Source organism: Streptomyces sp. NPDC008137, from assembly GCF_042957035.1.
In the GTDB taxonomy this organism is placed as follows: Bacteria; Actinomycetota; Actinomycetes; order Streptomycetales; family Streptomycetaceae; genus Streptomyces.
Genome location: NZ_JBIBHN010000040.1, coordinates 38,211 through 61,371, shown reverse-complemented (window position 1 = coordinate 61,371; position 23,161 = coordinate 38,211). Strand labels below are relative to the sequence as shown.

Below are 23,161 nucleotides of genomic sequence, written 5' to 3'. Positions count from 1 at the left end.
TGCCGGGGGGTGTCCGTCCTCGGAACGTCGCGATGGGGTTGCGTACCGACTCGCTGTTCGTTGACGCGACAACCGCTGCGGGCGGACACCCCCCGACACGGCCCCTTCCGTGCGTGCGCGGGTGCGGGTCCCCGCTAGCGCGCGTCCACGTGCTGGAAGTCGACGTTGGTGAGGCGGGCGGCCTTCGGGGTCAGTTCGGCCAGGCCCTGGCCCTCGAAGGTGTCGGTGATCAGGGGGCCGCTGGTGGCGCCCAGGGCGGACTGCTCGTCGTTGGGGACGAGGTTCGCGATGGAGCGGTAGGACTCCTTCAGCAGGGATTCCTGCTTGTGGGCGAGCGGGAGGAGGGCGAGGACGCCGCCGTCGGCTGTCCGCAGGGCGTAGACGCTCGGGTCGGCGGGGGTCTTGGCGAAGAACTTCTCGGTGGCCTTGCCCTCGGCCGCGCCCTCGGTGCTGCTTCGCTGGTAGGTCTTCTTGGCGGTCTCGACGGGCTGCGTGGAGGTCAGGGCCTTGCCCTTCTTCTTGCCGCCGGTTTCGAGGTAGTCCGCGTAGGCGGCGCGTATGTCGGTGGGGGCCAGTTCGCCGATCTTGGTGTCTGCGTCGACGGCTTGGGCCAGTCCGTCCTTGTCGAGGGCCGGCTTGGGAATGTCTTCCGCGGCGGCCCAGAGGGACAGCACCATCTTGTACGTTCCGTCCACCTTGTCGAAGACCATGAGCACTCTCTCGGTCCTGTTCTCGCTGGACTTGGCCTGGACCGCGAACCAGTCGCCCGAGCCCTTCTTCGGGATCACGTAGGTGCGGTCCTGGTAGGAGAAGGGCTTGGCGTAGTCCTGCTGGTCCTTCTTCGGCCAGGTGTCGTAGAGGGTGTAGACGGCCTTGTCCATCGCGTAGACCTGGCCGGCCTCGACCGTCGCGAGAAGCTTCTCGTCCTGGGTCGCGTTCGCCTTGTTGTTGACCTTTTCGTAGCGGTCGGCGATCTTCTTGGCCGTTGCCTGGCTGACGACTCCCTGTGGGGCGGGAGCCTTGCCGGTGTCGGAGGACTGGCTGCCGCACGCGGTCAGGGCGAGGGCGGCTGTGGCGCCGACGGCGGCGGTCCGCAGGGAGTGGGGGACGTGGGGGGACATGCCGGGTGATCTCCTTTGTGGCCACTGACAGTGACGGGGTCACAGAGGACAGTAGCCACCCTGCATGGACATGACCCAGGCGGGGTCTATGCCAGCAGACCGGAGGACTTCCACAGGCGGCGGCCCACGCCGCGCAGCACCCCGATGTCGTCGAGGAAGTCCGTCAGCCGCTTGGAGCCGTTCCGCATGACCTCGCGGCGGTGGCCGCTGGCCTTGACCTGGGCGAGGGCCTCTCGTTTGTCCAGGCCGACGTTCGTGTAGACGTCCGGGTTCACGAACGCCACCGAGAAGACGCGGGCGAACTCGCCGGAGGTGACCCGCGTGAACTCCTGGGACCACTTCGGGGCCGTCACCATCTGGCGGCGGAGTTCCTCGCGGGCGTAGCGCACGTGGCGGGCCTCCTCCACGACGTGGATGCGGGTGACGCCCCTGACCAGGGTCTGGACACGCTCGTCGGGGAACGTCAGGCGCTGCATCCAGTCGAGGACCTCCTCGCCGAGGAGGGTGGCGGTGAAGGAGCCGGGGGTGGTGGAGATGGTCTTGAAGAGGCGGCCCAGGTGCTGGTGGGCGCGGCTGACCGGGTACCAGGGCGTGTCGCCGTGGGAGATCAGGCGGGCGAACATCTTGGAGTGGCGGCACTCGTCCTCGATCTCGGTGAGGGCGTAGCGGACGTGTGCGCTGGTCGCGGCCTTGTCGTAGATGTGGCGGACGAGGAGCTGCATGAGGATGATCTCGAACCAGATGCCGAGGGAGGCGAGGGCCGCCGCCTCGTGCTGGGAGAGCAGGATGCGCTGCTCCTCGCTCATGCGCTTCCAGAGCGGGGTGTCGTAGAGGGACACCAGCTCCGGGGGCCAGAACCACTTGCCCTCCTCGAAGGGCGCGTCCCAGTCCAGTTCCTTGTCCGGGTCGAAGGAGTGCTTGGCGGAGGAGTCGAGCAGCCGCTGGGCCACCTGCTCCCGGTCCTTGAGCAGGCCGAGGGCGTCGCGCAGGCCGTCGAGCGCGTCGGCTTCCGTCAGGGTCGTCATGGCTGCCCACCTCGTTGTGCACACGTCACTGTCCCCTTTATAAGACTGCGTGTCAGCAAGGGCGTCAATCCCCTGTGCGCGACTTGTTGACGCGGCGTCTACCGCGTAGGAGCCTGCGGGCATGCCGACCTTCGACCTGTACGCCGAGGAACCGGAAGAGTCTGTGTGGCGGGTGCCGGCTGGTGGCGCGGCCCGTTTCGACTGGGAGTACGACCACGGCCGCGACCGGCTCCTGGCCCTCTATCAGAAGGGCAAGGACAAGCAGTGGGACGGGCAGAAGCGGATCGACTGGGAGCTGGAGGTGGATCCGTACGATCCGCTGGGGACTCCCGACGAGGCGATGTCCCTCTACGGGACCAGGCACTGGGCGAAGCTGACGGAGAAGGACAAGGGGGAGCTGAGGCGGCACTACGCCTCCTGGCAGTTCAGTCAGTTCCTGCACGGTGAGCAGGGCGCGATGATCTGTGCCGCCCGGATCGTCGAGTCCGTCCCTGATCTGGACGCGAAGTTCTACTCGGCGACCCAGACCATGGACGAGGCCAGGCACGCCGAGATCTACGGCCGGTTCCTGCACGAGAAGGTCGGGCTGCTGTACCCGATCAACGACAACCTCCAGTCGCTGCTGGGCGACACGCTGCGCGACCCGCGCTGGGACATGCCGTACCTGGGCATGCAGGTGCTGATCGAGGGCCTCGCGCTGGCCGCCTTCGGCATGATCAGGGACACGACGGACAAGCCGCTGCCGAAGCAGATCCTCGCGTACGTCATGCAGGACGAGGCCCGGCACGTGGCCTTCGGGCGGATGGCGCTCAGGGACTACTACCGGCAGCTCACCGAAGCCGAGCTGAGGGAACGCGAGGAGTTCGTCATCGAGGGCTGCTACCTCATGCGCGACCGGCTGCGGGGCGTGGAAGTGCTGGAGAACTTCGGCATTCCGAAGGCGGAGGCCGAGGCCTGCAGTGAGCAGTCCGAGTTCCTCGCTCTGTTCCGCAAGCTCCTCTTCAGCCGCATCGTCCCCTGCGTCAAGGACATCGGCCTGTGGGGCAAACGCCTTCAGCAGGCCTACGTCGACATGGGCGTCCTGGACATGGGCGACTCCGATCTCGACCTGCTGATGTCCCAGGACGAGGAGATCGCCGAGAAGCTCGACGCCGAGCGGTTCGCGGTGGAGGAGCGGGAGCGGGTCGCGGAAGTGGAGGGGGCGATCGAGGCCGGTCAACGAATCGACGGTTGATCACTCGTTCGACGGGCGAACCGGCATATTCCCCTGGGTACGCTGGCTGTGCCAGGCAGACTCCGGCACATGGGAGCGATCATGAGCGCCGCACGCGACTACGGGCTGGACGACGACTACGAGTGGCCTCGTCCGCCCGAGGGCGGCTGGACGGCGGACGACCTGGACGAGCTTCCCAACCTGCCTCCGCACACGGAGCTGATCGACGGGAGTCTCGTCTTCATGAGTCCACAGACCGAGTTCCACATGCGCGTCCTGCGTCTGCTGGAGCACAGCCTGCTGGATCAGGTCCCGGACGACTGTGATGTCTTTCGGGAGTTCACCGTCAAGCTCAGCGAGCGGGACCGACCGGAGCCCGACGTGATGGTGATCAGGGCCGACGCGGACAGAGGCCCCCGGAAGACGCGCGTCCATCCCGAAGACGTCATTCTCGCCGTCGAGATCGTGTCCGAGGACTCCGAGGAGCGCGACCGCGAGCTGAAGCCCCGGAAGTACGCCAAGGCCGGCATCCGCCACTACTGGCGGGTCGAGGACATCGGCGGGCGGCCCGTTGTCTACGTGTACGAGCTCGACCCGGCGACCAGGGCGTACGTCCCCAACGGCATCTTCCACGACAAGCTCGAACTCACCGTCCCCTTCACTCTCGGCGTCGACCTCACCGCCGTCGACCGCCGCCGCTAGACCGAGCAGCCCAGCCCCTCCGGCACGTCGCCCAGCAGGGGCGTCGCACCCTGGGGCGGGTACGACGTGCGCAGGGTGAAGGCGTACGGGGTCGGGCCGTGGGTGCGGAGGTGGAGGAGGCGGGATTCGGCCTCGGCGACGGTCGGGCGGTGGCCTGCCGGGACCCACCACATCGCGACCATCGCCTCCTGGACCCGCTCGAACCACTCGCGGCGGCGGGCGAGCATCTCCCGGTGCCTGCCCTGGTACATGTACGCCGTGAGCGCGTCCGTGTCCCGCCACACCGACATGTTGATGATCAGCCAGGAGTCGCCGAAGACGGACACGTCCGTCGCGTCGCCGGTTTCGCCCTGCAGCCGCCACACGAAGCCCTCGGCGGTGTCGGCGTCCGCGTTCACCGGGTCCAGGGCGTCGACGAAGTCCTTCAACTGCGGGGAGTCCAGAGGGGCTTTGAGGCGGGCGATGTTGACCTGGGCGAGTTCGAAGGCGGCGGCAGAAGTCATGACCGAACGGTAGGTCGGGAGTCTGCTCTCGCGGTAGGGCCGTCTCAGGAACCGGGCAGCCGGTCCCGGGACTTCAGTACCGCCTCCATCACCGCCCGCGCGATCGGCGCCGCGTCACCGCCCCCGCTGATCTCCCCGCGATCCGCGTCCGCGTCCTCCACGACGACCGCGACCGCCACCCTCGGCTGCAGATCGCGACCGCCCTGCGCCCAGGAGACGAACCAGGCGTACGGCGTGCCGGAGTTGCCGACGCCGTGCTGCGCGGTGCCGGTCTTGCCGCCCACCCTGGCACCGCGGATCGCGGCGTTGCGTCCGGTGCCGCCCCTGACCACGCCCAGCATCAGCCCGCGCAGCCGCGCGGCGGTCGCGGGGGACATCGCCTGGCGGACGGGGCGCGAGCCGGCGGTCGCGAGTGTGCTGCCGCCCGGCCGGGTCGTGCGCTCCACCAGGTAGGGCTCCCGTACCTGTCCGCCGTTCGCCACGGCCGCCGCCACCATCGCCATCTGCAGCGGGGTGGCGCGGGTGTTGTACTGGCCGATCGACGACAGCGCGAGCTGTGCCTTGTCGAGGGAGGTGTCGAAGGTGGACCGTGCCACGGAGAAGGGGATACGGAGCGCCGTGTCGTTGAAGCCGAAGGCCCGGGCCGCCGCCGTCATCCCCGGCACGCCCACCTCCACGCCCAGTTGAGCGAACACCGTGTTGCAGGAGAAGACGAACGCCTCGCGCACGGAGGCGTCCGCGCAGCCCTTCGCGTAGTTCGACAGACGCGTCCTGGTACTGGGCAGCCGGTACGGGTCGGGGGAGTCGGTGGGCTTGTCGAGGTCCGGGACCAGTCCGGCGTCCAGCGCGGCGGCCAAGGTGACGATCTTGAAGGTCGAACCCGGTGGATACGTCTGCCGTACCGCCCGGTTGAGCATCGGCCGGTCCCGGTCGGCGTTCAGCCGCTGCCAGGCCCGGGCCGCCGCCGCTCCGTTCCCGGACAGCGGCTGGGGGTCGTAGGACGGGGCGGACACCAGGGCGAGGATCCGGCCGGTCGACGGCTCCAGGGCGGCCACCGCGCCCTTGCGTCCGGCGAGTCCCCGGTATGCCGCCCGTTGCGCGGCCGGGGTGAGTGTCGTCACGACGTCTCCGCCGGCGTTCCGGGCGCGGGTGAAGTCGTTCCACAGGGGGAACGGCGCGAGCATCGGATGGGTGCCGGACAGGACGCCGTCCTCGGTGTGCTCCAAGAGCGTTGTCCCGTACAGCTGGGAGGCGAAGCCGGTGACCGGCGCGTACAGCGGTCCGTCGGCGTAGGTCCGCTCGTAGCGCAGGTGCTCGCGGGTGTCCTGCGAGCCGGTGACGGGCCGGCCGCCGACCAGGATGTTCCCGCGCGGCTGCTCGTAACGGGCGATCTCCGGGCGGCGGTTGGCGGGGTGGCCGTCGTACGCCGGGGCCTGGACGACCTGGACCCGCGCGGCGTTCAGCAGCAGGGCCACCAGCAGCAGGGCGCAGAAGAGGCCGGCGTGCCGGATGTACCGGGTCATGGGGTCTCCCGCCCGTCGTGCTGACGCCGGGCCGAGTCGCTCACCCGGACCAGCAGCGCCACGATCGCCCAGTTGGTGACCACCGACGAGCCGCCCTGCGCCAGGAACGGCATCGCCATGCCGGTCAGCGGGATCAGGCCGGTCACCCCGCCCGCGATCACGAACACCTGGAGCGCCACGAGCGAGGCGAGGCCCACCGCGAGCAGCCGGCCGAAGGGCTCGCGCAGCGCGAGGCCCGCCCGGTAGCCGCGCTCCACCAGCAGGCCGTAGAGGACGAAGATGGCCGACAGACCCGCCAGTCCCAGTTCCTCGCCCGCCGTGGCCAGGATGAAGTCCGACTTCACGGCGAAGCCGATGAGGACCGAGTGGCCGAGGCCCAGGCCCGTGCCGAGAAAGCCGCCCTCCGCGAAGGCGAACAGGGACTGGGCGAGCTGGTTCGGGCCCTCGCCCGCCTCGACCGAGGCGAACGGATGCAGCCACGTCTCGATCCTGCTGTGCACATGCGGTTCGAGCCGGCCGACGGCGATCGCGCCCAGCGCCGCCAGCAGCAGTCCCACGGCGATCCAGCCGGTGCGGCCCGTGGCGACGTAGAGGAGGACGACGAACAGGCCGAAGAAGAGCAGCGACGTCCCGAGGTCCCGCTCCAGGATCAGCACACCGACGCTCACCAGCCAGACGGCGACGATCGGGCCGAGCACCCGGCCGGTGGGGAACTGGAACTTCCAGACGCGGCGGCCGGTGTACGCGAGGGCGTTGCGGTTCGCGGCCAGGTACGCGGCGAAGAACACCGCCAGCAGCACCTTCGCGAACTCACCCGGCTGGATCGAGAACCCGGCGATCCGGATCCAGATACGGGCCCCGTTCACCGCGGGGAACAGGATCGGCAGGGTGAGCAGGACCAGCACGGCGACGACACAGACGTAGGTGTAGCGCTGGAGCACCCGGTGGTCGCGCAGGAGCAGGACGACCAGGATGAACAGCGTCACGCCCAGCGTCGACCAGACCAGTTGCGCCGGTGCCGCCCGGTCGCCCGGGGTCTCCAGGTCGAGCCGGTAGATGAGCACCAGGCCGAGCCCGTTGAGCAGCACGCCGATGGGGAGGAGGAGGGGGTCGGCGTGCGGGGCCCGCAGCCGCACCGCCATATGCGCCAGCAGCGCGAGCACCCCGAGCCCGGCGCCGTAGCCGACGGCACCGGGCGGGAGGGTGCCGTGCTGGGCGAGGCCCACGGCGCAGTAGCCGTACACGGACAGCAGTACGGCCACGACGATGAGGGCGAGTTCGATGCCACGGCGCCGGGGGAGGGGGCGGACGGCGGGCGCGGGCGGCTCCGCCGTCGCCACGGTGATTCCGGCCTTGCTCATGTCCGGAACCTACCCAAATGCAGGGCCTTGTGTGTGTTTGGGTGACCGAGTGTCAGCACCAGCGTGGCGCGGGGCCGATGTTGTCGATGAAGCGAGCCGCGCCCCAGGCCCAGGTGCCGTCCGCCAGGAGGTACCAGAGCGGGTTGCCCTGCACCGTCTGGCCGGGGGCCTTGCAGAAGATCTTGACGATGTCGCCCCGGTGGGCGAACCGGATGATCCGCGAGCCGCGGTTCGGGGCGCTGCGCAGCGCCAGCGTGTTCGCCGTGACGACGCCCCGGTAGAAGCGCCGGTCGTCTGGGCGGTGGTGACCGTCGCCGCCCATCGTGGTGGCGTCCATCGTGTCGGCGCTCATCGAGCCGGCGCCGGATGTGTCCCACTCGTCGTCCGCGACGGCGGGCGTGACGGCGGCAGCGGCGGCGAGGAGCGCGGCGGCGGTGGCTATGGAGAGGCGGGAGCGCAGAGACATGGGGAGTACCTCCATGTGGGGGCGGAAAGACCGAAGCTGACTAATCGCCACATTAGGAGCGCCCCCTGGGCCCCGCCCGTCACGCTGGGCCATAGGAGGAAGGCGGCCGGGGCGCGCCCGGAAGGGGCGCGGGGAACTGCGCGACCAGCCACACGTGACGCGCGGACGCGGACGATCCGCAGTCCCGGGCTCCGGGCTCCGGGCTCCGGGCCTCGAGCTCCGGGCCTCGAGCTCCGGGCCTCGAGCTCCGGGCCCAGGGCGGGGCGGATCGCGGGCAGCGTGATGTGGCGCAGCCGCTGGGCCTCGAGCTCTGGGCCCGGAGCCCCCGGGCCCAGAGCTTTAGTGCGCCTCTGCCGCCAGTCTCAGCGTCGCCACCGCCCCGCCGTCCGGCGCGTTCGCGAACCCCAGCCGCGCACCCAGCACCTCGGCCTGCCCCAGCGCGATGGTCAGCCCCAGCCCGTGCCCCCTGGTCCCGCCCTCCGTACGGAACCGCTGCGGACCGTGCGCCACCAGGTACTCCGGAAAACCGTCCCCGTGGTCGCGAACCGTCACCACCGGCCCGTCCACGGTCAGTACGACCGGCCCCCGGCCGTGCTTGTGCGCGTTGGCCACGAGATTCCCGAGCACCCGCTCCAGCCGCCGCCGGTCCGTCTCCACGGACACGTCCCGTACGACCCTGACCTCCGTGCCGTTCCCCGCGGCCCGCACCGCCCGCTCGGCCAACGGCCCCAACTGCTCCGTGTCCAGCTCGAGCAACTCCCGCCCGGTGTCCAGCCGGGAGATCTCCAGCAGGTCCTCGGTGAGCGTGCGCAGCGCCGCGACCCGGTCCCGCACCAGTTCCGTCGGGCGGCCCGGCGGCAGCAGTTCGGCGGCGGCGTGCAGCCCGGTGAGCGGCGTGCGCAGCTCATGGGCCACATCCGCCGTGAACCGCTGCTCGGCCAGCAGCTTGCCCTGCAGCGACGACGCCATGGAGTCCAGCGCGGCGGCGACCGCGGCCACCTCGTCCTGCGGGCGCGCCGGAACCTTGGCGGGCGGGTCCGTTCGCGGGACCGTACGGGGGTCGTTCACGCGGGCGTCCAGGTCGCCCGCGCTGATCCGCCGGGCCACCCGCGCCGTGGTGTGCAGCCGCCGCGTCACCCGCGTCACGGCGAAGGCGCCGACCAGCAGCGTCGCCCCGATCGCCAGGCCCGACGACCACAGGATCGCCCGGTCCAGGCCCGCGATGGTCCGGGCCTGCTGCGAGTAGTCCACCGCCACGGCCAGCGCCCGTCCGCCGTCGGCCGGCCCCGCCGCCCACATGGTGGGGCGCCCCTCGCGGTCGGCCACCATCGTGCCCCGGTCACCGGCCACCGCGAGCTCCCGCAGCTCCCGGGGCAGCTCCGGGGGATCCAGCGCGACGCCCCGACGTAGAGGGTCCCCGGCCTCGTACCGCTCCGTCGCCTGCTCCAGCCGCTGCAACGCCTGGTCGCGGGCCTGGCCGACGGTCTGGTCGGTCACCTGCACATGCACCAGGACGCCGAGCAGGGCGGCCAGCGCGCAGCACATCACCGTGATGAAGGCGGCGGCCTTCACGGCGAGGGTCCCCGACCACCGGGGGAGCACGGGTCTCATCCGGTGCTCGCAGAGGGAGAGGCAGAGGGAGAGGCCGAGGGAGAGGCCGAGGGAGAGGCGGAGGGGGAGGCGGACGGGTGGCGGGAGTGCTTGCGCGGGCCGGTGCGCAGCATCTCGTCGTGGGTGAGGAGCATCGCCCGCTGGTCCCGGTCCCAGGTCCACTGGAGGCGGTACTCGTAGCCCGCCACCTCGGACGGCGAGCGGATGACCAGGGAACGTCCGGCCAGCTCCACGCCGCTCAGCGCGTCCTCCCACGCCATCACCTGCACGAGCCGGTGCTTCTCGACGGTGTAGACGCGCACCGCGGTCGTCTTGCCAGGCAGCAGCCGGAAGCCCAGCGTCAGGTCGTCGTGCCCGTCGCCGGTCAGGTCCCGGTAGTACGGCCTGAGGACCGGGCACCTTCCGTGCCCCGGGCCCTTGCCGCAGCCGGTCATCCGGCCGGCCGTGTCGCGGTACGGCGCCTTGCCGCCGTCGTAGTCGCCCGGGCTCGCGGCGATCTCGGCCCGGACGATCGCGACCGGGTCCACGCCGCGGATGTCGTCACCGGCGGGGACCTTGACGCCCTTGACCACCTCGGTGTTGACCTCACCGATCTCGAAGGCCGGGCTGGACGCGGGCGTCTGCTCAGGCCAGAGCCGGGCCGGACCGACCGCCGTCGGCGTCGCCCCGGCACCCTCGAGTCCTCCGGTGTCCCCGCAGCCCGCGGCGGTCGCCAGCAGGAGGGAGACGACGACGGCGCGACGGGCCACGACGACGGCGCGGTGGGCGACGACGACGGCGCGACGGGCCACGACGGCGGCGCGGCGGGCGACGACGACGGCGCGACGGGCCACGACGGCGGCGCGGCGGACGGCCTGACGGGGTTGGCGGGCGGCTTGGCCGGGACGGCAGGGGGCGTGGCCGGGTCGGCAGGGGGCGTGGCCGGGTCGGCAGGGGGCGTGGCCGGGTCGGCTTCCGAGAAGGCCTCCGGGGCGGCGGCTGAGGGGCACTGCACTCCTGCGGTTCGGGGGTGATCACGCGGCTCGGGCACGACTCCGCCGACCCGGTACACCTTATTCGCGCGGAAGTCCCATTTGCGCGCGAGGGAGCCCGTTTGCCGACACACCGGCCGGGTGCTGTGCTGGTTCTGTGCCCTGTCAGTCCGTGAGTTCCTCCAGCAGCCTGGCGGTGGCCAGGCCGGCCCGGAGGTACTCGACGAACAGCTCGTTGTGCAGCGCCCAGGGCGAGCGGCGGTCCCGGATCAGCCGGATCGCCGTCTCGGCGGAGTCGCCCCGGCGCATCAGCGCGTGCGCGACGACGAGTCCAGAGCGGTTGTACCCGTGGTAACAGCGAACGAGGACCCTGCGGCCCTCGTCCAGTGCCTCGCACGCCGCCTCGGCCAGTCGGATCACCCCGGCGAGCTGCGTCCCGTCGAGCGGGCCGTCTGGAATGGGCCAGACGTGATGCCGGACGCCCGGATCGGGCCCGTGTCCGGGCAGCCGCAGCAGCGTCTGCACGAGGTCGAACTCGTCCCGTACGACGGCGAACTCCAGACGGCCCGGGGCGCCCGCGTACTCGTGGCCGCCCATCCACAGGCCGGGGACCACCTCGCTCCACGGACTCTCCGGAGCCGGCACATCGGGTTTCCTGCGGGTACGCAACAAAGCCTCCCCACCATCACCGCCCGTGGGCCTGCCCAACTGCTCTCCAAGGTAACCGGGTTCTTGCCCCCGCAGCACCCCGCCTGTTCCCATGGTCGGGGGTGATGGTGCATGGACGGACTGCGCGTCATACCGACCAGGCGACACGGCCAGGAACGGCTGTACGTCTGCCTCCCGGACGGCAGGAACATCGCCTGGTACGACCGCGAGACGGCCCGGGTCAACCTGCTCGGCGCGGACCGCGAGGACGACGTGCTCCGGGCCCTCGGGCCCTTCATCACCGGCCCGGTGACGATCGGCCCGCCCCCGGTGCCGACCCCCTCCGACCTCGCCCGTCTCGCGCTCCACCCCGACGACGACCTGGCCCCCAACCGCCCCGGCGAGGCCCTCATCGTCGCCCTCGACCGCGACCCCGGCCCGGTGCACCGGCTCCGCCCCGACCCGCGCCGCCGGGCCCTGACGGCCGAGCAGACCGTCGGGGACGCCCTCGACCGCCTCGACGGCGCGGGCTGGCACACCCTGCACTCCGTCCCGCTCCCCGGCGGCAGCCGCATCCACCACTTGCTGATCGGCCCCGGCGGCCTGTACGCCGTGCACACCCTCTACGCCCGCAAGCACCGCGTGACGATCGCCGACCCCCTGGTCACCCTGAGCCGCCGCGATCCCCACCCCCTGCTCCGCCGCATCCGCACCGACGCCGACCGCGCCTCCTACGCCCTGACCGCCGAGGTCCACCCCGCACTCGCCCTGCTGGCCCCCACGACGGTGTCGGTCCAGCCCCCGCCGCGCGACCTCCGCATCCTGACGGACACGGACATCCGGACCCTGACCGGCCAGGGCGCGGTCCTGAAACCGGCGGAGGTGGAGGCCTTGCACGCGGCCGCCCGGGACCGGAAGACGTGGGCGAGGGTGTGAGGCTGCGGATGCCCTGACCGGGCGCGACCGCGCCCCGAGACCACCGTGTCGCCCGGCCCGACCGACGTACGCCGGCCACGTCCGCCCCGGCTGCCCGCCCGGGGGGACAGGCCGCTCCCGCCCGGCCAGTACCGAGCCGCTGGCCGGTACCGAGCCCCCGGAAAGTCCGAGGCGGGCTACGTCCGCCCCGGCTGCCCGCCCGGGCGGCAGCCCGCTCCCGCCCGCCCGGGGGGACAGGCCGCTCCCGCCCGGCCAGTACCGAGCCGCTGGCCGGTACCGAGCCCCCGGCAAGTCCGAGGCGGGCTACGTCCGCCCCGGCCGCCCGCCCGGGCGGCAGGCAGCTCCCGCCCGCCCGCTCCAGAGCCCCCGGCAAGTCCGAGGCGGGCCACGTCCGCCCCGGCCGCCCACCCGGGCGACAGGCAGCTCCCGCCCGCTCCCGAGCCCCCCGTCAGTAACGAGCCCCCGGCGGGCTACGGCAGCGACCCGGCCCGCTTCGGATCCAGCAGCGGCGCCAGCAGATCGCCGAATTCCCGCACCCGTGACGCAAGATCCCCCGCCTCGAAGTCCAGCCGACCAGGCGCCGCGCACTGCTCGACCTCCTCCCAGGTCACGGGCGCCGAGACGGTCGGCTCGGGGCGGGCCCGGAGGGTGTAGGGCGTCGCTGTGGTCTTGCGCGCGGCGTTCTGGCTCCAGTCGACGAAGACCTTCCCGGGGCGCAGACTCCGGGTCATCCGGTGGAGGGCCAGGCGCGGCATGGCCTTCTCCGCCTCGACCGCCAGCTCCTTGGCGTACTCGGACACCCGCTCGGAGGAGGCCCCGCGCACGGCGGCGAGCAGATGCAGCCCCTTCGAGCCGGAGGTCTTGGCGTAGGCCTCGATGCCGTCGCCGGCGAGCCGTTCCCGCAGCCACAGCGCGACCTCGCAGCACTGCACGATGCTCGCCGGTGCCCCCGGATCGAGGTCGAAGACGATCCGGTCGGCCACATCCGGTGTGCCCACGAGCCACTGGTGGGTGTGAAACTCCGTGACGAGGTTGGCCGCCCACATCAGGCTCGGCAGGTCCTGCACCAGGACCATCCGCGAGGGCCCCTCGACCCGCGGCACCTCGGCGGTGGTGACCCACTCGGGCGTACCCGGCGGCACGTTCTTCGTGAAGAAGACCTGCCCGTCCGGCCCGTCCGGATACCGCAGGAAGGACACCGCCCGATCACGCAGATGGGGCAGCAGGACCTCGGCGACGGTCGCGTAGTAGTGCAGCACCTCGCCCTTGGTGAAGCCGGTGGCGGGATACAGCACCTTCTCCAGATTGCTGAGCGCGAGCCGTCGCCCCTCCACCACTGTGATAGGCGCCATACGATAAGAATCCCACGCGAACCAGGACGAACACTCCCGAGAGTGACCGGAAGGGTGCTGCACGTGAGATCCATCTGGAACGGCGCCATCTCGTTCGGGCTGGTCAGCATCCCGATCAAGCTGGTGAACGCCACCGAGAGCCACTCGATCTCCTTCCGCCAGATCCACACCGAGGACGGCGGCCGCATCCGCTATCGCAAGTTCTGCGAGCTGGAGGACCGCGAGGTCACCCAGGGGGAGATCGGCAAGGGCTACGAGGACGCGGACGGCACGATCATCCCGATCACCGAGGAGGACCTCTCCAGTCTGCCCATCCCCACGGCCAAGACGATCGAGATCGTCGCCTTCGTCCCGGGCGACCGGATCGATCCGCTCCAGATGGACGCCGCGTACTACCTCCAAGCCAGCGGCGCCCCGGCCGCGAAGCCGTACACCCTCCTCCGCGAGGCCCTGAAGCGCAGCAACAAGGTGGCGATCGCGAAGTTCGCCCTGCGCGGCCGGGAACGCCTGGGCATGCTCCGGGTCGTCGGAGAGGCCATCGCGATGCACGGCCTGCTGTGGCCGGACGAGGTCCGCGCCCCCGAGGGCGTCGCCCCCGACACGAACGTCACGGTCCGCGACCAGGAACTGGACCTGGCGGACGCCCTGATGGACACCCTCGGCGAGGTCGACCTGGAGGATCTGCACGACGAGTACCGCGAGGCCGTGGAGGAGGTCATCGCCGCGAAGGCCGCCGGCGAGACCCCGCGCCAGGCCCCGGAACCGGCCCAGGGCGGCAAGGTCCTGGACCTGATGGCGGCCCTGGAGAGCAGCGTCCGCGCGGCCCGCGAGTCCCGCGGCGAGGAGCCCGACGACCACGCCGAGGTCAAGCCGCTCCAACAGCGCAAGACCGCCCGCGCTGCCCCCAAGCAGACCGGCGGCAAGAAGTCGACATCGACGGCGAAGAAGACGGCCGCCAAGAAGACGACAGCGGCCAAGAAGTCCACGGCGAAGTCGGGTCAGTCGGGCCAGCGCACGAAGAAAACAACGGCGAAGAGCACCGCGAAGAAGACGGCGGCGAAGAAGTCGACCTCACGCAAGCGCACGGCCTGACCCTCCCCAGGGCGCGTACCCGACGGCGCCCCGGAGAAGGAACTGAACCGGGAGGAGCCGCGCTCCTCAGGCCACGCGCCGCTGCCCCTCCTCCCGCTCGGACTCGCCCTCCTCCTCATCCGGCAGATGTACGTCGTCGACGGCGATGTTGACCTCCACGACCTCCAGCCCGGTCATCCGCTCCACGGCATTTACGACGTTGGTCCGGACATCCGCTGCGGTGTCGGCGATGGCGGCGCCGTACTCGACGACGAGATCCAGATCGACGGCGGCCTGACGCTCGCCGACCTCCACCTTCACCCCCTGGGTGACCCCACTGCCCCCACCGGGCACCCGCTGGCGCACGGCCCCGAAGGCCCTGGTCATCCCTCCGCCGAGGTTGTGCACCTCCGGTATCTCCCGGGCGGCCATACCCGCGATCTTCGCCACGACCGTGTCCGCGATCGCGGTGCTCCCACGGGTCTCGGGGGAAGCTCCGCTCCCCCGTCCGCCCTGCGGTGCCGTGGCCCCGTCCTGCTTTCCCGGCCTGGTACCGGGAGCGGTGCTTCTGCGCTGTGTGGTCTCCGTCATGACCGTCACCTCGATGACTGGGTGCGGGGGTATGAGCAGCGTCGCTCCTATCCACGGTAGAACAATGGTGTGAATGGGGCGAAAGTGATGAAAATGGCCCACCGTCACCACCCGTCACGGCGCCGCCATGCCGCCCCCATCCGCATCGCGCAACTCGCCTGGAATGAAGCGAGATTTTCTTCAGCGGAGCTATCCGGGGCATGTCTCGCAGTCGGGTGTGACCTCGTGGCAGGATCGCGGGATGCTGCGACTCACCGATTTCATCATCGACTGCCCGGACACGATGAAGCTGGCGGCGTTCTACTCCGAGGTGACGGGCCGTCCGATCAAGGAAGGCAGCTCCGAGGACTGGGCCGGCATCCAGTTCGGCGAGATCGAGTTGGCATTCATCCGGGTGGACGACTACCGCGCTCCGCAGTGGCCCGACAGCGAGCACCCCAAGCAGTTCCACCTCGACTTCGAAGTGGACGAGATCGAGTCCGAGCAGCGCCGCGTCCTCGACCTCGGCGCGACGCTGAAGCAGGACTTCATCGGCCCCAACGGCTACGGCTGGCAGGTCTACACCGACCCGATCGGCCACCCCTTCTGCCTGTGCCGCAACAAGGGCGTCATCTGGACCGACCAGGGCCCGACCTGGCCCACGCGCGACTGATCAGCCGCTCCGAGCCGCACACCCCTGCACACACACGAAGACCCCGTCCCAGCGAGATCGCTGATGGCGGGGTCTTTGGGCACCTCATACAAGGTGCCCCCGGCAGGATTCGAACCTGCGCACACGGCTCCGGAGGCCGTTGCTCTATCCCCTGAGCTACGGGGGCGTGTCCGGCGCGATTGCTCGCGGCGACGGGTAGAACACTACCAGCTCCCTCGGGGTGGTCATCAACGGGTTTCCGCTGCCGGGGGCGGGTGTGCCGGTCGTCCGTGCGGGGTGGAAGTGGGGAAAACCCGGACGCGGTGGCCGGGGCCGACCTACTCTCGAGTTGTGCCAGGCGCGTCGGGTCGGGTGCTTGTTGTCGACGACAACAAGGTCATCCGGCAGTTGATCAGGGTCAACCTCGAGCTTGAGGGGCTGGAGGTCGTGACCGCGGCCGATGGTGCCGAGTGCCTTGACGTCATTCATCAGGTGCGGCCCGATCTCGTGACGCTCGACGTCGTCATGCCCCGGCTGGACGGAATCAGGACCGCCGCTCGACTGCGGACCGATCCGCGGACCCGTGACCTGCCCCTCGCCATCATCAGCGCCTGCACGCAAGCCGAGGTCGAGGCCGGACTCGACGTCGGCGTCGACGCCTTCCTCGCCAAGCCCTTCGAGCCCGCCGAACTGGTGGGGATCGTCCGGCAGTTGATGGAGCGCGCGCGGCGCCGGGAAAGGCAGGGCGGTGGTGGCCCCGACGTAGGGGGCGATGGTGCCCAGGCACAGACCGTCGATCAGCCGGCCGTACCGTAGGTGACGGGCGGCCGCTCGGCCTCCTGAGCGAAGCCGCGTCCACATCCCGGACCCTCCGCAAACCGGCTCGCATGCCCACCCCCCTCCTCCCATACGCTTGTGCCCGTGACCCCCGTCGAGCTCTCCCGCACCGTGCTGCACGCCGTGCGTCGCGCTGTCGACGAGGGTGAGCTCAGCGTGACCGTGCCGGAGCGGGCCGTGGTCACCCCGCCGGGCCCCGGGGGCTGCGGCGACTACGCCACCAACATCGCCCTCCAGCTGGCCCGCGCGGCGGAGCAGCCGCCCCGGCGTGTGGCCGAGGTTCTTCGGGTGCGTCTCCTCGACGACCACCGCATCACCGACGTCGTCGTCACCGGGGCCGGGTTCCTCAACCTCAGCCTGGAAAGCGCCGCGTCCGCCGCGCTCGTCGACGAGATCCTGCGGCGCGGACGGCGGTACGGCCACGCCGCCGGGCTCAGCGGGAACGTGGTCGAGCTCCGGTGTCCGGCGGAGGTCCGTGCCGTCGTGGTCGCGGATGCCACGGCCCGACTGCTGCGCAGCCAGGGCGACTCCGTCCGGATCACGTACGACGGCCGGCCCGCGCCGGAGTGGGAATCCGTCCTGGGCGTGGAGCTCAAGGGCGTGGACACCCAGGGCGTGGACACCGACGGCGCGGACGACGTCACCATCCGCCCCGTTCCCGTTCCCGTTCCCGTCCCCGCCGTCCCCCTCCCCGCCCCCGCCGACCCCCTCCCCCTCGGCAAGGACGCCGCCCGCTGGGCCCTGCTGCACCCCGCCGCGCACGACCGGCCCAGGATCACCGGCGATCATCTGGTCCAGCGGGAGACCAACCCCCTCTTCCGCGTCCGGTACACCCACGCCCGCACCCGGGCCCTGTTGCGCAACGCCGACGACCTCGGCTTCCGGCCCGAGCCCGGCCCCGCGCACACACCCGACACGGCACCGCTGGTCGCCGCACTCGGCGACCACCCCCGTATCCTCACGGCCGCCGCCACCGACCACGCCCCCGACCGCCTGGCCCGGCACCTCGTCACCGTCGCCGATGCCACGCTGCCGCTGCTCCCCGCCGTACTGCCCCTCGGCGAGGAGAAACCCTCGGCCGCCCACCGTGCCCGGCTCGCGCTCGCCGAAGCCGCCGGGACGGTGCTGGCAGGCGGCCTGTCCCTGCTCGGCATCGACGCACCCGATCACCTCTGAAAGACACGAGACATGAGCCGTTCCGCACACCCCGCCGGGCCCCGTCACGCCGATGTCTACCCCGAGGGCCACTACTCCGCCCCGCCCGCCGACCTCAACGCCCTGGACCCCAAGGTGTGGGCCGAGACCGTCACACGGGACGAGGACGGTGTCGTCACCGTCGGCGGCATCACCGTCACGGAGCTCGCCGAGGAGTTCGGTACCCCCGCCTACGTCCTCGACGAGTCCGACTTCCGCTCCCGGGCCCGGGCCTGGCGCACCGCCTTCGGCCAGGGCGCCGACGTGTTCTACGCCGGCAAGGCGTTCCTCTCCCGTGCCGTGGTGCGCTGGCTGCACGAGGAAGGGCTGAACGTCGACGTCTGCTCCGGCGGCGAGCTGGCCACCGCCCTCTCCGCCGGCATGCCCGCCGACCGCATCGCCTTCCACGGCAACAACAAGTCCGTCGACGAGATCACCAGGGCCGTCGAGGCCGGCGTGGGCCACATCGTGCTCGACTCCTTCCAGGAGATCGCCCGGGTCGCCCACATCGCGCAGAGCCTCGGGAAGCGGCAGAAGGCACTGATCCGGATCACCGTCGGTGTGGAAGCCCACACGCACGAGTTCATCGCCACCGCCCACGAGGACCAGAAGTTCGGGATTCCGCTGGCCGGCGGGCACGCCGCCGAGGCCGTACGCCGTGCCCTGCAGCTCGACGGGCTCGAACTCGTCGGCATCCACAGCCACATCGGCTCGCAGATCTTCGACATGTCCGGGTTCGAGGTCGCCGCCCACCGGGTCGTCTCGCTGCTCAAGGACGTCCGCGACGAGCACGGCGTCGAGCTGCCGGAGATCGACCTCGGCGGCGGGCTCGGTATCGCCTACACCAGCGACGACGACCCGCGTGAGCCGCATGAGATCGCCAAGGCGCTCACCGAGATCGTCACCAGGGAGTGCGAGGCCGCCAAGCTGCGCACGCCGCGCATCTCCGTCGAGCCCGGGCGCGCCATCGTCGGCCCGACCGCCTTCACGCTCTACGAGGTCGGCACCATCAAGCCGCTCGACGGGCTGCGGACGTACGTCTCCGTCGACGGCGGCATGTCGGACAACATCCGCACCGCGCTGTACGACGCCGAGTACAGCGTCTCGCTGGTCTCCCGCACCTCCGACGCCGAGCCGATGCTCGCCCGTGTCGTCGGCAAGCACTGCGAGAGCGGGGACATCGTGGTCAAGGACGCGTTCCTGCCGGCCGACCTGGCACCGGGTGACCTCATCGCCGTACCGGCGACGGGCGCCTACTGCAGGTCCATGGCCAGCAACTACAACCACGTGCTGCGGCCGCCGGTCGTCACCGTGCACGACGGCGAGGCCCGGGTGATCGTCCGCCGGGAGACCGAGGAGGACCTGCTGCGTCTCGACGTCGGCTGAGCCACGCCAGGGGTGGGGTGGAAGATCTCCTGTCTCCCACCCCCGTACAAATGAAATAGATATCTCACGATCCGGACGAAGGGCAGAAAGTCCCGTCCGGTGAGTGAGACTGGTGAAACCGTAGACGGTATGAGGAAACGAGGTCGGATGATGCGTACGCGTCCGCTGAAGGTGGCGCTGCTGGGCTGTGGAGTGGTCGGCTCAGAGGTGGCGCGCATCATGACGACGCACGCCGACGACCTCACGGCCCGGATCGGTGCCCCGGTGGAGCTCGCGGGCGTGGCCGTACGCAGGCCCGACCGGGTCAGGGAGGGCATCGACCCGGCCCTCGTCACCACCGACGCCACCGCCCTCGTCAAGCGCGGCGACATCGACGTCGTCGTCGAGGTGATCGGCGGGATCGAGCCCGCCCGGACCCTCATCACCACCGCGTTCGAGTACGGCGCCTCCGTCGTCTCCGCCAACAAGGCGCTGCTCGCCCAGGACGGGGCGGCCCTGCACGCCGCCGCCGGGGACCACGACGCCGACCTCTACTACGAGGCCGCCGTCGCCGGTGCCATCCCGCTGATCCGGCCGCTGCGCGAGTCCCTCGCCGGCGACAAGATCAACCGGGTGATGGGCATCGTCAACGGCACCACCAACTTCATCCTCGACAAGATGGACTCGACGGGCGCCGGGTATCAGGAGGCCCTCGACGAGGCCACCGCCCTGGGATACGCCGAGGCCGACCCGACCGCCGACGTCGAGGGCTTCGACGCCGCCGCCAAGGCCGCCATCCTCGCCGGTATCGCCTTCCACACGCGCGTGCGTCTCGACGACGTCTACCGCGAGGGCATGACCGAGGTGACGGCGGCCGACTTCGCCTCCGCCCGGGAGATGGGCTGCACCATCAAGCTGCTCGCCATCTGCGAGCGGGCCGCGGACGGCGCCTCCGTCACCGCGCGCGTGCACCCCGCCATGATCCCGCTGAGCCACCCCCTGGCCTCCGTCCGCGGCGCCTACAACGCCGTGTTCGTCGAGTCCGACGCCGCCGGGCAGCTCATGTTCTACGGGCCCGGAGCCGGCGGTTCCCCGACCGCCTCCGCCGTGCTCGGCGATCTCGTCGCCGTCTGCCGCAACCGGCTCAACGGCGCGACCGGGCCGGGCGAGTCCGCCTACGCCGCCCTGCGGGTGTCGCCGATGGGCGAGGTGGTCACGCGCTATCACATCAGCCTCGACGTGGCCGACAAACCGGGTGTTCTCGCCCAGGTCGCGACCGTGTTCGCCGAGCACGGAGTCTCGATCGACACGGTTCGCCAGTCGGGGAAGGACGGCGAGGCCTCCCTCGTCGTCGTCACGCACCGTGCGTCCGACGCCGCCCTCACCGGGACCGTCGAGGCGTTGCGCAAGCTCGACACCGTGCGTGGTGTCGCCAGCATCATGCGGGTTGAAGGAGAGTAACCAGCAATGACCCACCAGTGGCGCGGAATCATCGAGGAGTACCGGGACCGGCTGCCGGTATCCGACACCACGCCGGTCGTGACGCTCCGCGAGGGCGGCACGCCGCTCGTGCCCGCGCAGGTGCTCTCCGAGCGCACGGGCTGCGAGGTCCACCTGAAGGTGGAGGGCGCGAACCCCACCGGGTCCTTCAAGGACCGCGGCATGACCATGGCCATCACCCGGGCCAAGGAGGAGGGGGCCAAGGCCGTCATCTGCGCCTCCACCGGCAACACGTCGGCCTCCGCCGCCGCGTACGCCGTGCGGGCCGGGATGGTCTGCGCCGTGCTCGTGCCGCAGGGCAAGATCGCGCTCGGCAAGATGGGCCAGGCCCTCGTGCACGGCGCGAAGATCCTCCAGGTCGACGGCAACTTCGACGACTGCCTCACCCTCGCGCGCGCCCTGAGCGACAACTACCCCGTCGCGCTGGTCAATTCGGTCAACCCGGTACGTATCGAGGGCCAGAAGACGGCGGCCTTCGAAATCGTGGACATGCTCGGCGACGCGCCCGACATCCACGTCCTGCCGGTGGGCAACGCGGGCAACATCACGGCCTATTGGAAGGGCTACAAGGAGTACGCCGCCGACGGTGTCTCCGCCCGGACCCCCCGGATGTGGGGCTTCCAGGCCTCCGGCAGCGCCCCGATCGTGCGCGGCGAGATCGTCAAGGACCCGTCGACCGTCGCCACCGCCATCCGCATCGGCAACCCGGCGTCGTGGAACCACGCGATCGCCGCGCGGGACGAGTCCGGCGGCTCCATCGACGAGGTGACGGACCGTGAGATCCTGCGCGCCTACCGGCTGTTGGCCTCGCAGGAGGGCGTCTTCGTCGAGCCCGCGTCCGCCGCGTCCGTCGCCGGTCTGCTGAAGGCCGCCGAGCAGGGCAAGGTCGACCCGGGGCAGCGGATCGTGTGCACCGTCACCGGCAACGGCCTGAAGGACCCCGACTGGGCCGTCGCCGGCGCCCCGCAGCCGGTCACCGTCCCCGTCGACTCGGCGGCCGCGGCGGAGCGCCTCGGACTCGTCTGACCTGCGCGGACGTGCCGAGCGCCGGTGGAGCGCTCGGCACGGTCCGGCGTAAGACGGCGCTTGCCCGGGGAACTTCCCTACAGTGGGTGCACAGGGCTCATACGACACGCATCGTGCGCCTCCTGTGCGCCCTATGTCGCCACAGAACCTTCTTTCGATAGGCTGTACTGAACCCGCCCGCCGCATATGCCTCCGCATAGAGCGCGGTGCCGCGCCGTCTCCGCGGCCGGGACAGCGGCCGGCCATCCCGGTCGGCAGCGGCCCCCAGGGTTCTCGTACGCATCGAATGTCCATCGAACGTCATTCGACAATCACGCAGCTCAAGGAGAGTCATCGAGCGATGGCCGGTCCAGCGTTCCGCGCCGCCGCCGTCCGGGTGCGCGTCCCCGCCACCAGTGCCAACCTCGGCCCGGGCTTCGACGCCCTCGGCCTGGCGCTGGGCTTGTACGACGACGTCGTCGTCCGGGTGGCCGACTCCGGGCTGCACATCGACATCGCGGGTGAGGGCAGCGAGACGCTCCCGCGCGACGAGAAGCACCTCCTCGTCCGCTCCCTGCGCACGGCCTTCGACCTGCTCGGCGGACAGCCGCGCGGCCTGGAGATCGTCTGCGCCAACCGCATTCCGCACGGCCGGGGCCTGGGCTCCTCCTCGGCCGCCATCTGCGCCGGGATCGTCGCCGCCCGCGCCGTGACCATAGGCGCAGACGCGAAGCTCGACGACACCGCGCTGCTCGAGCTCGCCACCGAGATCGAGGGCCACCCCGACAATGTCGCGGCGTGTCTGCTGGGCGGCTTCACCCTGTCCTGGATGGAGGGCGGCGCGGCCCGCGCGATCAGGATGGAGCCCGCCGATTCCATCGTTCCGGTGGTTTTCGTGCCCGGAAAGCCGGTTCTGACGGAGACGGCGCGCGGCCTGCTCCCGCGCTCCGTTCCGCACGTCGATGCCGCGGTCAACGCGGGCCGGGCCGCCCTGCTCGTCGAGGCCCTGACACGGCGCCCCGAACTGCTGCTGCCCGCCACCGAGGACCGCCTGCACCAGGAGTACCGCGCGCCCGCCATGCCCGAGAGCGCGGCACTGGTGGAGCGGCTGCGGGCCGAGGGCGTCCCCGCGGTCATCTCCGGCGCCGGCCCGACGGTCATGGCGCTCACCGACGCGGGAACCGCCGACAAGGTCGAGGCCCTGGCGGGCGCGGACTGGGCCGCGAACCGGCTGAGCCTCGACGCACAGGGCGCGAGCGTTCTTCCGCTCACCGCCCCCGGCGACTTGTGAAAGCACACGGTTGCCGGATTTCGAGAGGGGGAATGTTTGTTGGATCCGGTAGTGTTAACCTCAAGTCTGCACCCGACCCCACCATGGCGAGGTGCCTCGTGTCCCCGTCCGGGACAGACATTCTTCCGGGAGCCCCCCAAGCCGCACTGTGTTTCGTACGTCGGACCGTACGCCGTACGCGGACACTGAGCGGGGCGCAGGGCACGCTCCGGAACCGGTGCGACCACGCCGCGTGACACTGACA

General features: G+C 71.2%; 22 protein-coding genes and 1 tRNA gene. 11 read left to right on the top strand and 12 right to left on the bottom strand.

Annotated features, from left to right (window positions below):
* Window positions 1-134: 134 nt before the first annotated feature.
* Entirely contained in the window at window positions 135-1,121 is a 987-nt protein-coding gene (locus tag ACFZBT_RS37225; RefSeq protein WP_391113733.1) for a hypothetical protein, read from the bottom strand.
* Between the two features lie 86 nt (window positions 1,122-1,207).
* The gene (locus tag ACFZBT_RS37220) at window positions 1,208-2,146 is read right to left on the bottom strand and encodes a diiron oxygenase (RefSeq protein ID WP_391113730.1); all 939 of its coding nucleotides are present in this window, start codon (window positions 2,144-2,146) and stop codon (window positions 1,208-1,210) included.
* 121 nt (window positions 2,147-2,267) lie between these two features.
* Between ACFZBT_RS37220 and ACFZBT_RS37215 the strand changes: the two genes are divergently transcribed.
* Together ACFZBT_RS37215 and ACFZBT_RS37210 are read left to right on the top strand one after the other, a co-directional pair.
* Entirely contained in the window at window positions 2,268-3,380 is a 1,113-nt protein-coding gene (locus ACFZBT_RS37215) for a diiron oxygenase (RefSeq protein WP_391113728.1), read from the top strand.
* Window positions 3,381-3,461: 81 nt separating this feature from the next.
* A complete protein-coding gene (locus ACFZBT_RS37210) occupies window positions 3,462-4,061 on the top strand; it encodes a Uma2 family endonuclease (protein ID WP_391113725.1) in 600 nt (199 codons plus the stop codon).
* On the opposite strand, the gene ACFZBT_RS37205 is transcribed toward ACFZBT_RS37210, so the two are convergent.
* The 7 genes from ACFZBT_RS37205 to ACFZBT_RS37175 all read right to left on the bottom strand — a co-directional run bounded on the left by ACFZBT_RS37205 (window position 4,058) and on the right by ACFZBT_RS37175 (window position 11,141).
* The gene (locus ACFZBT_RS37205; RefSeq protein ID WP_391113723.1) at window positions 4,058-4,564 is read right to left on the bottom strand and encodes a DUF3291 domain-containing protein; all 507 of its coding nucleotides are present in this window, start codon (window positions 4,562-4,564) and stop codon (window positions 4,058-4,060) included. The two genes, ACFZBT_RS37210 and ACFZBT_RS37205, sit on opposite strands and share 4 nt — an antisense overlap.
* Before the next feature lie 44 nt (window positions 4,565-4,608).
* Complete coding sequence (locus tag ACFZBT_RS37200; protein WP_391113720.1) at window positions 4,609-6,087, bottom strand: penicillin-binding transpeptidase domain-containing protein; 1,479 nt, start codon at window positions 6,085-6,087, stop codon at window positions 4,609-4,611.
* Complete coding sequence (locus ACFZBT_RS37195; protein WP_391113717.1) at window positions 6,084-7,448, bottom strand: FtsW/RodA/SpoVE family cell cycle protein; 1,365 nt, start codon at window positions 7,446-7,448, stop codon at window positions 6,084-6,086. Before ACFZBT_RS37195 ends, ACFZBT_RS37200 begins: the two co-directional genes overlap by 4 nt.
* 52 nt (window positions 7,449-7,500) lie before the next feature.
* The gene (locus ACFZBT_RS37190) at window positions 7,501-7,914 is read right to left on the bottom strand and encodes an SH3 domain-containing protein (protein WP_391113715.1); all 414 of its coding nucleotides are present in this window, start codon (window positions 7,912-7,914) and stop codon (window positions 7,501-7,503) included.
* 339 nt (window positions 7,915-8,253) lie between these two features.
* A complete protein-coding gene (locus ACFZBT_RS37185) occupies window positions 8,254-9,525 on the bottom strand; it encodes an ATP-binding protein (protein WP_391113712.1) in 1,272 nt (423 codons plus the stop codon).
* Complete coding sequence (locus ACFZBT_RS37180; RefSeq protein WP_391113740.1) at window positions 9,522-10,274, bottom strand: hypothetical protein; 753 nt, start codon at window positions 10,272-10,274, stop codon at window positions 9,522-9,524. The genes ACFZBT_RS37185 and ACFZBT_RS37180 overlap by 4 nt, the downstream gene beginning before the upstream one ends.
* Before the next feature lie 387 nt (window positions 10,275-10,661).
* Window positions 10,662-11,141 carry a dual specificity protein phosphatase family protein gene (locus ACFZBT_RS37175; protein ID WP_391113709.1) on the bottom strand — a complete coding sequence of 160 codons (480 nt, stop codon included), beginning with the start codon at window positions 11,139-11,141 and terminating at the stop codon, window positions 10,662-10,664.
* Window positions 11,142-11,276: 135 nt separating this feature from the next.
* On the opposite strand from ACFZBT_RS37175, the gene ACFZBT_RS37170 reads away from it, so the two are divergent.
* Complete coding sequence (locus ACFZBT_RS37170; RefSeq protein WP_391113707.1) at window positions 11,277-12,080, top strand: NERD domain-containing protein; 804 nt, start codon at window positions 11,277-11,279, stop codon at window positions 12,078-12,080.
* A 470-nt stretch (window positions 12,081-12,550) separates the two neighbouring features.
* Here the strand turns inward: ACFZBT_RS37170 and ligD are convergent, their stop codons facing one another.
* Window positions 12,551-13,432, bottom strand: a complete 882-nt coding sequence (gene ligD, locus ACFZBT_RS37165) for a non-homologous end-joining DNA ligase (protein ID WP_391113704.1) — start codon at window positions 13,430-13,432, stop codon at window positions 12,551-12,553.
* A gap of 54 nt (window positions 13,433-13,486) precedes the next feature.
* Here ligD and ACFZBT_RS37160 point away from each other — a divergent pair, with 54 nt between their 5' ends.
* Entirely contained in the window at window positions 13,487-14,524 is a 1,038-nt protein-coding gene (locus ACFZBT_RS37160) for a Ku protein (protein WP_391113737.1), read from the top strand.
* Window positions 14,525-14,590: 66 nt separating this feature from the next.
* Here the strand turns inward: ACFZBT_RS37160 and ACFZBT_RS37155 are convergent, their stop codons facing one another.
* Complete coding sequence (locus ACFZBT_RS37155; protein ID WP_391113702.1) at window positions 14,591-15,094, bottom strand: Asp23/Gls24 family envelope stress response protein; 504 nt, start codon at window positions 15,092-15,094, stop codon at window positions 14,591-14,593.
* Between the two features lie 241 nt (window positions 15,095-15,335).
* On the opposite strand from ACFZBT_RS37155, the gene ACFZBT_RS37150 reads away from it, so the two are divergent.
* A complete protein-coding gene (locus ACFZBT_RS37150; RefSeq protein ID WP_389037601.1) occupies window positions 15,336-15,746 on the top strand; it encodes a VOC family protein in 411 nt (136 codons plus the stop codon).
* Window positions 15,747-15,840: 94 nt separating this feature from the next.
* Here the strand turns inward: ACFZBT_RS37150 and ACFZBT_RS37145 are convergent.
* Window positions 15,841-15,912, bottom strand: a tRNA-Arg gene (locus ACFZBT_RS37145).
* A 116-nt stretch (window positions 15,913-16,028) separates the two neighbouring features.
* On the opposite strand from ACFZBT_RS37145, the gene ACFZBT_RS37140 reads away from it, so the two are divergent.
* From ACFZBT_RS37140 to thrB, 6 genes are all read left to right on the top strand, one after another.
* Window positions 16,029-16,541 (top strand): response regulator, encoded by a 513-nt coding sequence (locus ACFZBT_RS37140; protein WP_391113699.1) that lies wholly within the window; start codon window positions 16,029-16,031, stop codon window positions 16,539-16,541.
* 105 nt (window positions 16,542-16,646) lie between these two features.
* The gene (nrtL, locus tag ACFZBT_RS37135) at window positions 16,647-17,738 is read left to right on the top strand and encodes an ArgS-related anticodon-binding protein NrtL (RefSeq protein ID WP_391113697.1); all 1,092 of its coding nucleotides are present in this window, start codon (window positions 16,647-16,649) and stop codon (window positions 17,736-17,738) included.
* A gap of 12 nt (window positions 17,739-17,750) precedes the next feature.
* Window positions 17,751-19,142: a diaminopimelate decarboxylase gene (gene lysA / locus ACFZBT_RS37130; RefSeq protein ID WP_391113694.1), complete on the top strand. Its 1,392-nt coding sequence runs from the start codon at window positions 17,751-17,753 to the stop codon at window positions 19,140-19,142.
* Window positions 19,143-19,289: 147 nt separating this feature from the next.
* The gene (locus ACFZBT_RS37125) at window positions 19,290-20,582 is read left to right on the top strand and encodes a homoserine dehydrogenase (RefSeq protein ID WP_391113691.1); all 1,293 of its coding nucleotides are present in this window, start codon (window positions 19,290-19,292) and stop codon (window positions 20,580-20,582) included.
* Window positions 20,583-20,588: 6 nt separating this feature from the next.
* Entirely contained in the window at window positions 20,589-21,647 is a 1,059-nt protein-coding gene (gene thrC / locus ACFZBT_RS37120; protein WP_215118533.1) for a threonine synthase, read from the top strand.
* A gap of 340 nt (window positions 21,648-21,987) precedes the next feature.
* Window positions 21,988-22,917 (top strand): homoserine kinase, encoded by a 930-nt coding sequence (gene thrB, locus ACFZBT_RS37115; RefSeq protein WP_391113686.1) that lies wholly within the window; start codon window positions 21,988-21,990, stop codon window positions 22,915-22,917.
* Window positions 22,918-23,161 lie beyond the last annotated feature (244 nt).

Bases quoted from the DNA above. Each gene is read 5' to 3' on its own strand.
- ACFZBT_RS37170 (WP_391113707.1), top strand. From the start codon at position 11,277: ATGGACGGACTGCGCGTCATACCGACCAGGCGACACGGCCAGGAACGG.
- ligD (WP_391113704.1), bottom strand. From the start codon at position 13,432: ATGGCGCCTATCACAGTGGTGGAGGGGCGACGGCTCGCGCTCAGCAAT.
- lysA (WP_391113694.1), top strand. From the start codon at position 17,751: ATGAGCCGTTCCGCACACCCCGCCGGGCCCCGTCACGCCGATGTCTAC.
- ACFZBT_RS37155 (WP_391113702.1), bottom strand. From the start codon at position 15,094: ATGACGGAGACCACACAGCGCAGAAGCACCGCTCCCGGTACCAGGCCG.
- ACFZBT_RS37190 (WP_391113715.1), bottom strand. From the start codon at position 7,914: ATGTCTCTGCGCTCCCGCCTCTCCATAGCCACCGCCGCCGCGCTCCTC.
- ACFZBT_RS37125 (WP_391113691.1), top strand. From the start codon at position 19,290: ATGATGCGTACGCGTCCGCTGAAGGTGGCGCTGCTGGGCTGTGGAGTG.
- ACFZBT_RS37200 (WP_391113720.1), bottom strand. From the start codon at position 6,087: ATGACCCGGTACATCCGGCACGCCGGCCTCTTCTGCGCCCTGCTGCTG.
- ACFZBT_RS37215 (WP_391113728.1), top strand. From the start codon at position 2,268: ATGCCGACCTTCGACCTGTACGCCGAGGAACCGGAAGAGTCTGTGTGG.
- ACFZBT_RS37205 (WP_391113723.1), bottom strand. From the start codon at position 4,564: ATGACTTCTGCCGCCGCCTTCGAACTCGCCCAGGTCAACATCGCCCGC.
- ACFZBT_RS37220 (WP_391113730.1), bottom strand. From the start codon at position 2,146: ATGACGACCCTGACGGAAGCCGACGCGCTCGACGGCCTGCGCGACGCC.
- ACFZBT_RS37225 (WP_391113733.1), bottom strand. From the start codon at position 1,121: ATGTCCCCCCACGTCCCCCACTCCCTGCGGACCGCCGCCGTCGGCGCC.
- thrC (WP_215118533.1), top strand. From the start codon at position 20,589: ATGACCCACCAGTGGCGCGGAATCATCGAGGAGTACCGGGACCGGCTG.
- ACFZBT_RS37195 (WP_391113717.1), bottom strand. From the start codon at position 7,448: ATGAGCAAGGCCGGAATCACCGTGGCGACGGCGGAGCCGCCCGCGCCC.
- ACFZBT_RS37185 (WP_391113712.1), bottom strand. From the start codon at position 9,525: ATGAGACCCGTGCTCCCCCGGTGGTCGGGGACCCTCGCCGTGAAGGCC.
- thrB (WP_391113686.1), top strand. From the start codon at position 21,988: ATGGCCGGTCCAGCGTTCCGCGCCGCCGCCGTCCGGGTGCGCGTCCCC.
- ACFZBT_RS37150 (WP_389037601.1), top strand. From the start codon at position 15,336: ATGCTGCGACTCACCGATTTCATCATCGACTGCCCGGACACGATGAAG.
- ACFZBT_RS37210 (WP_391113725.1), top strand. From the start codon at position 3,462: ATGAGCGCCGCACGCGACTACGGGCTGGACGACGACTACGAGTGGCCT.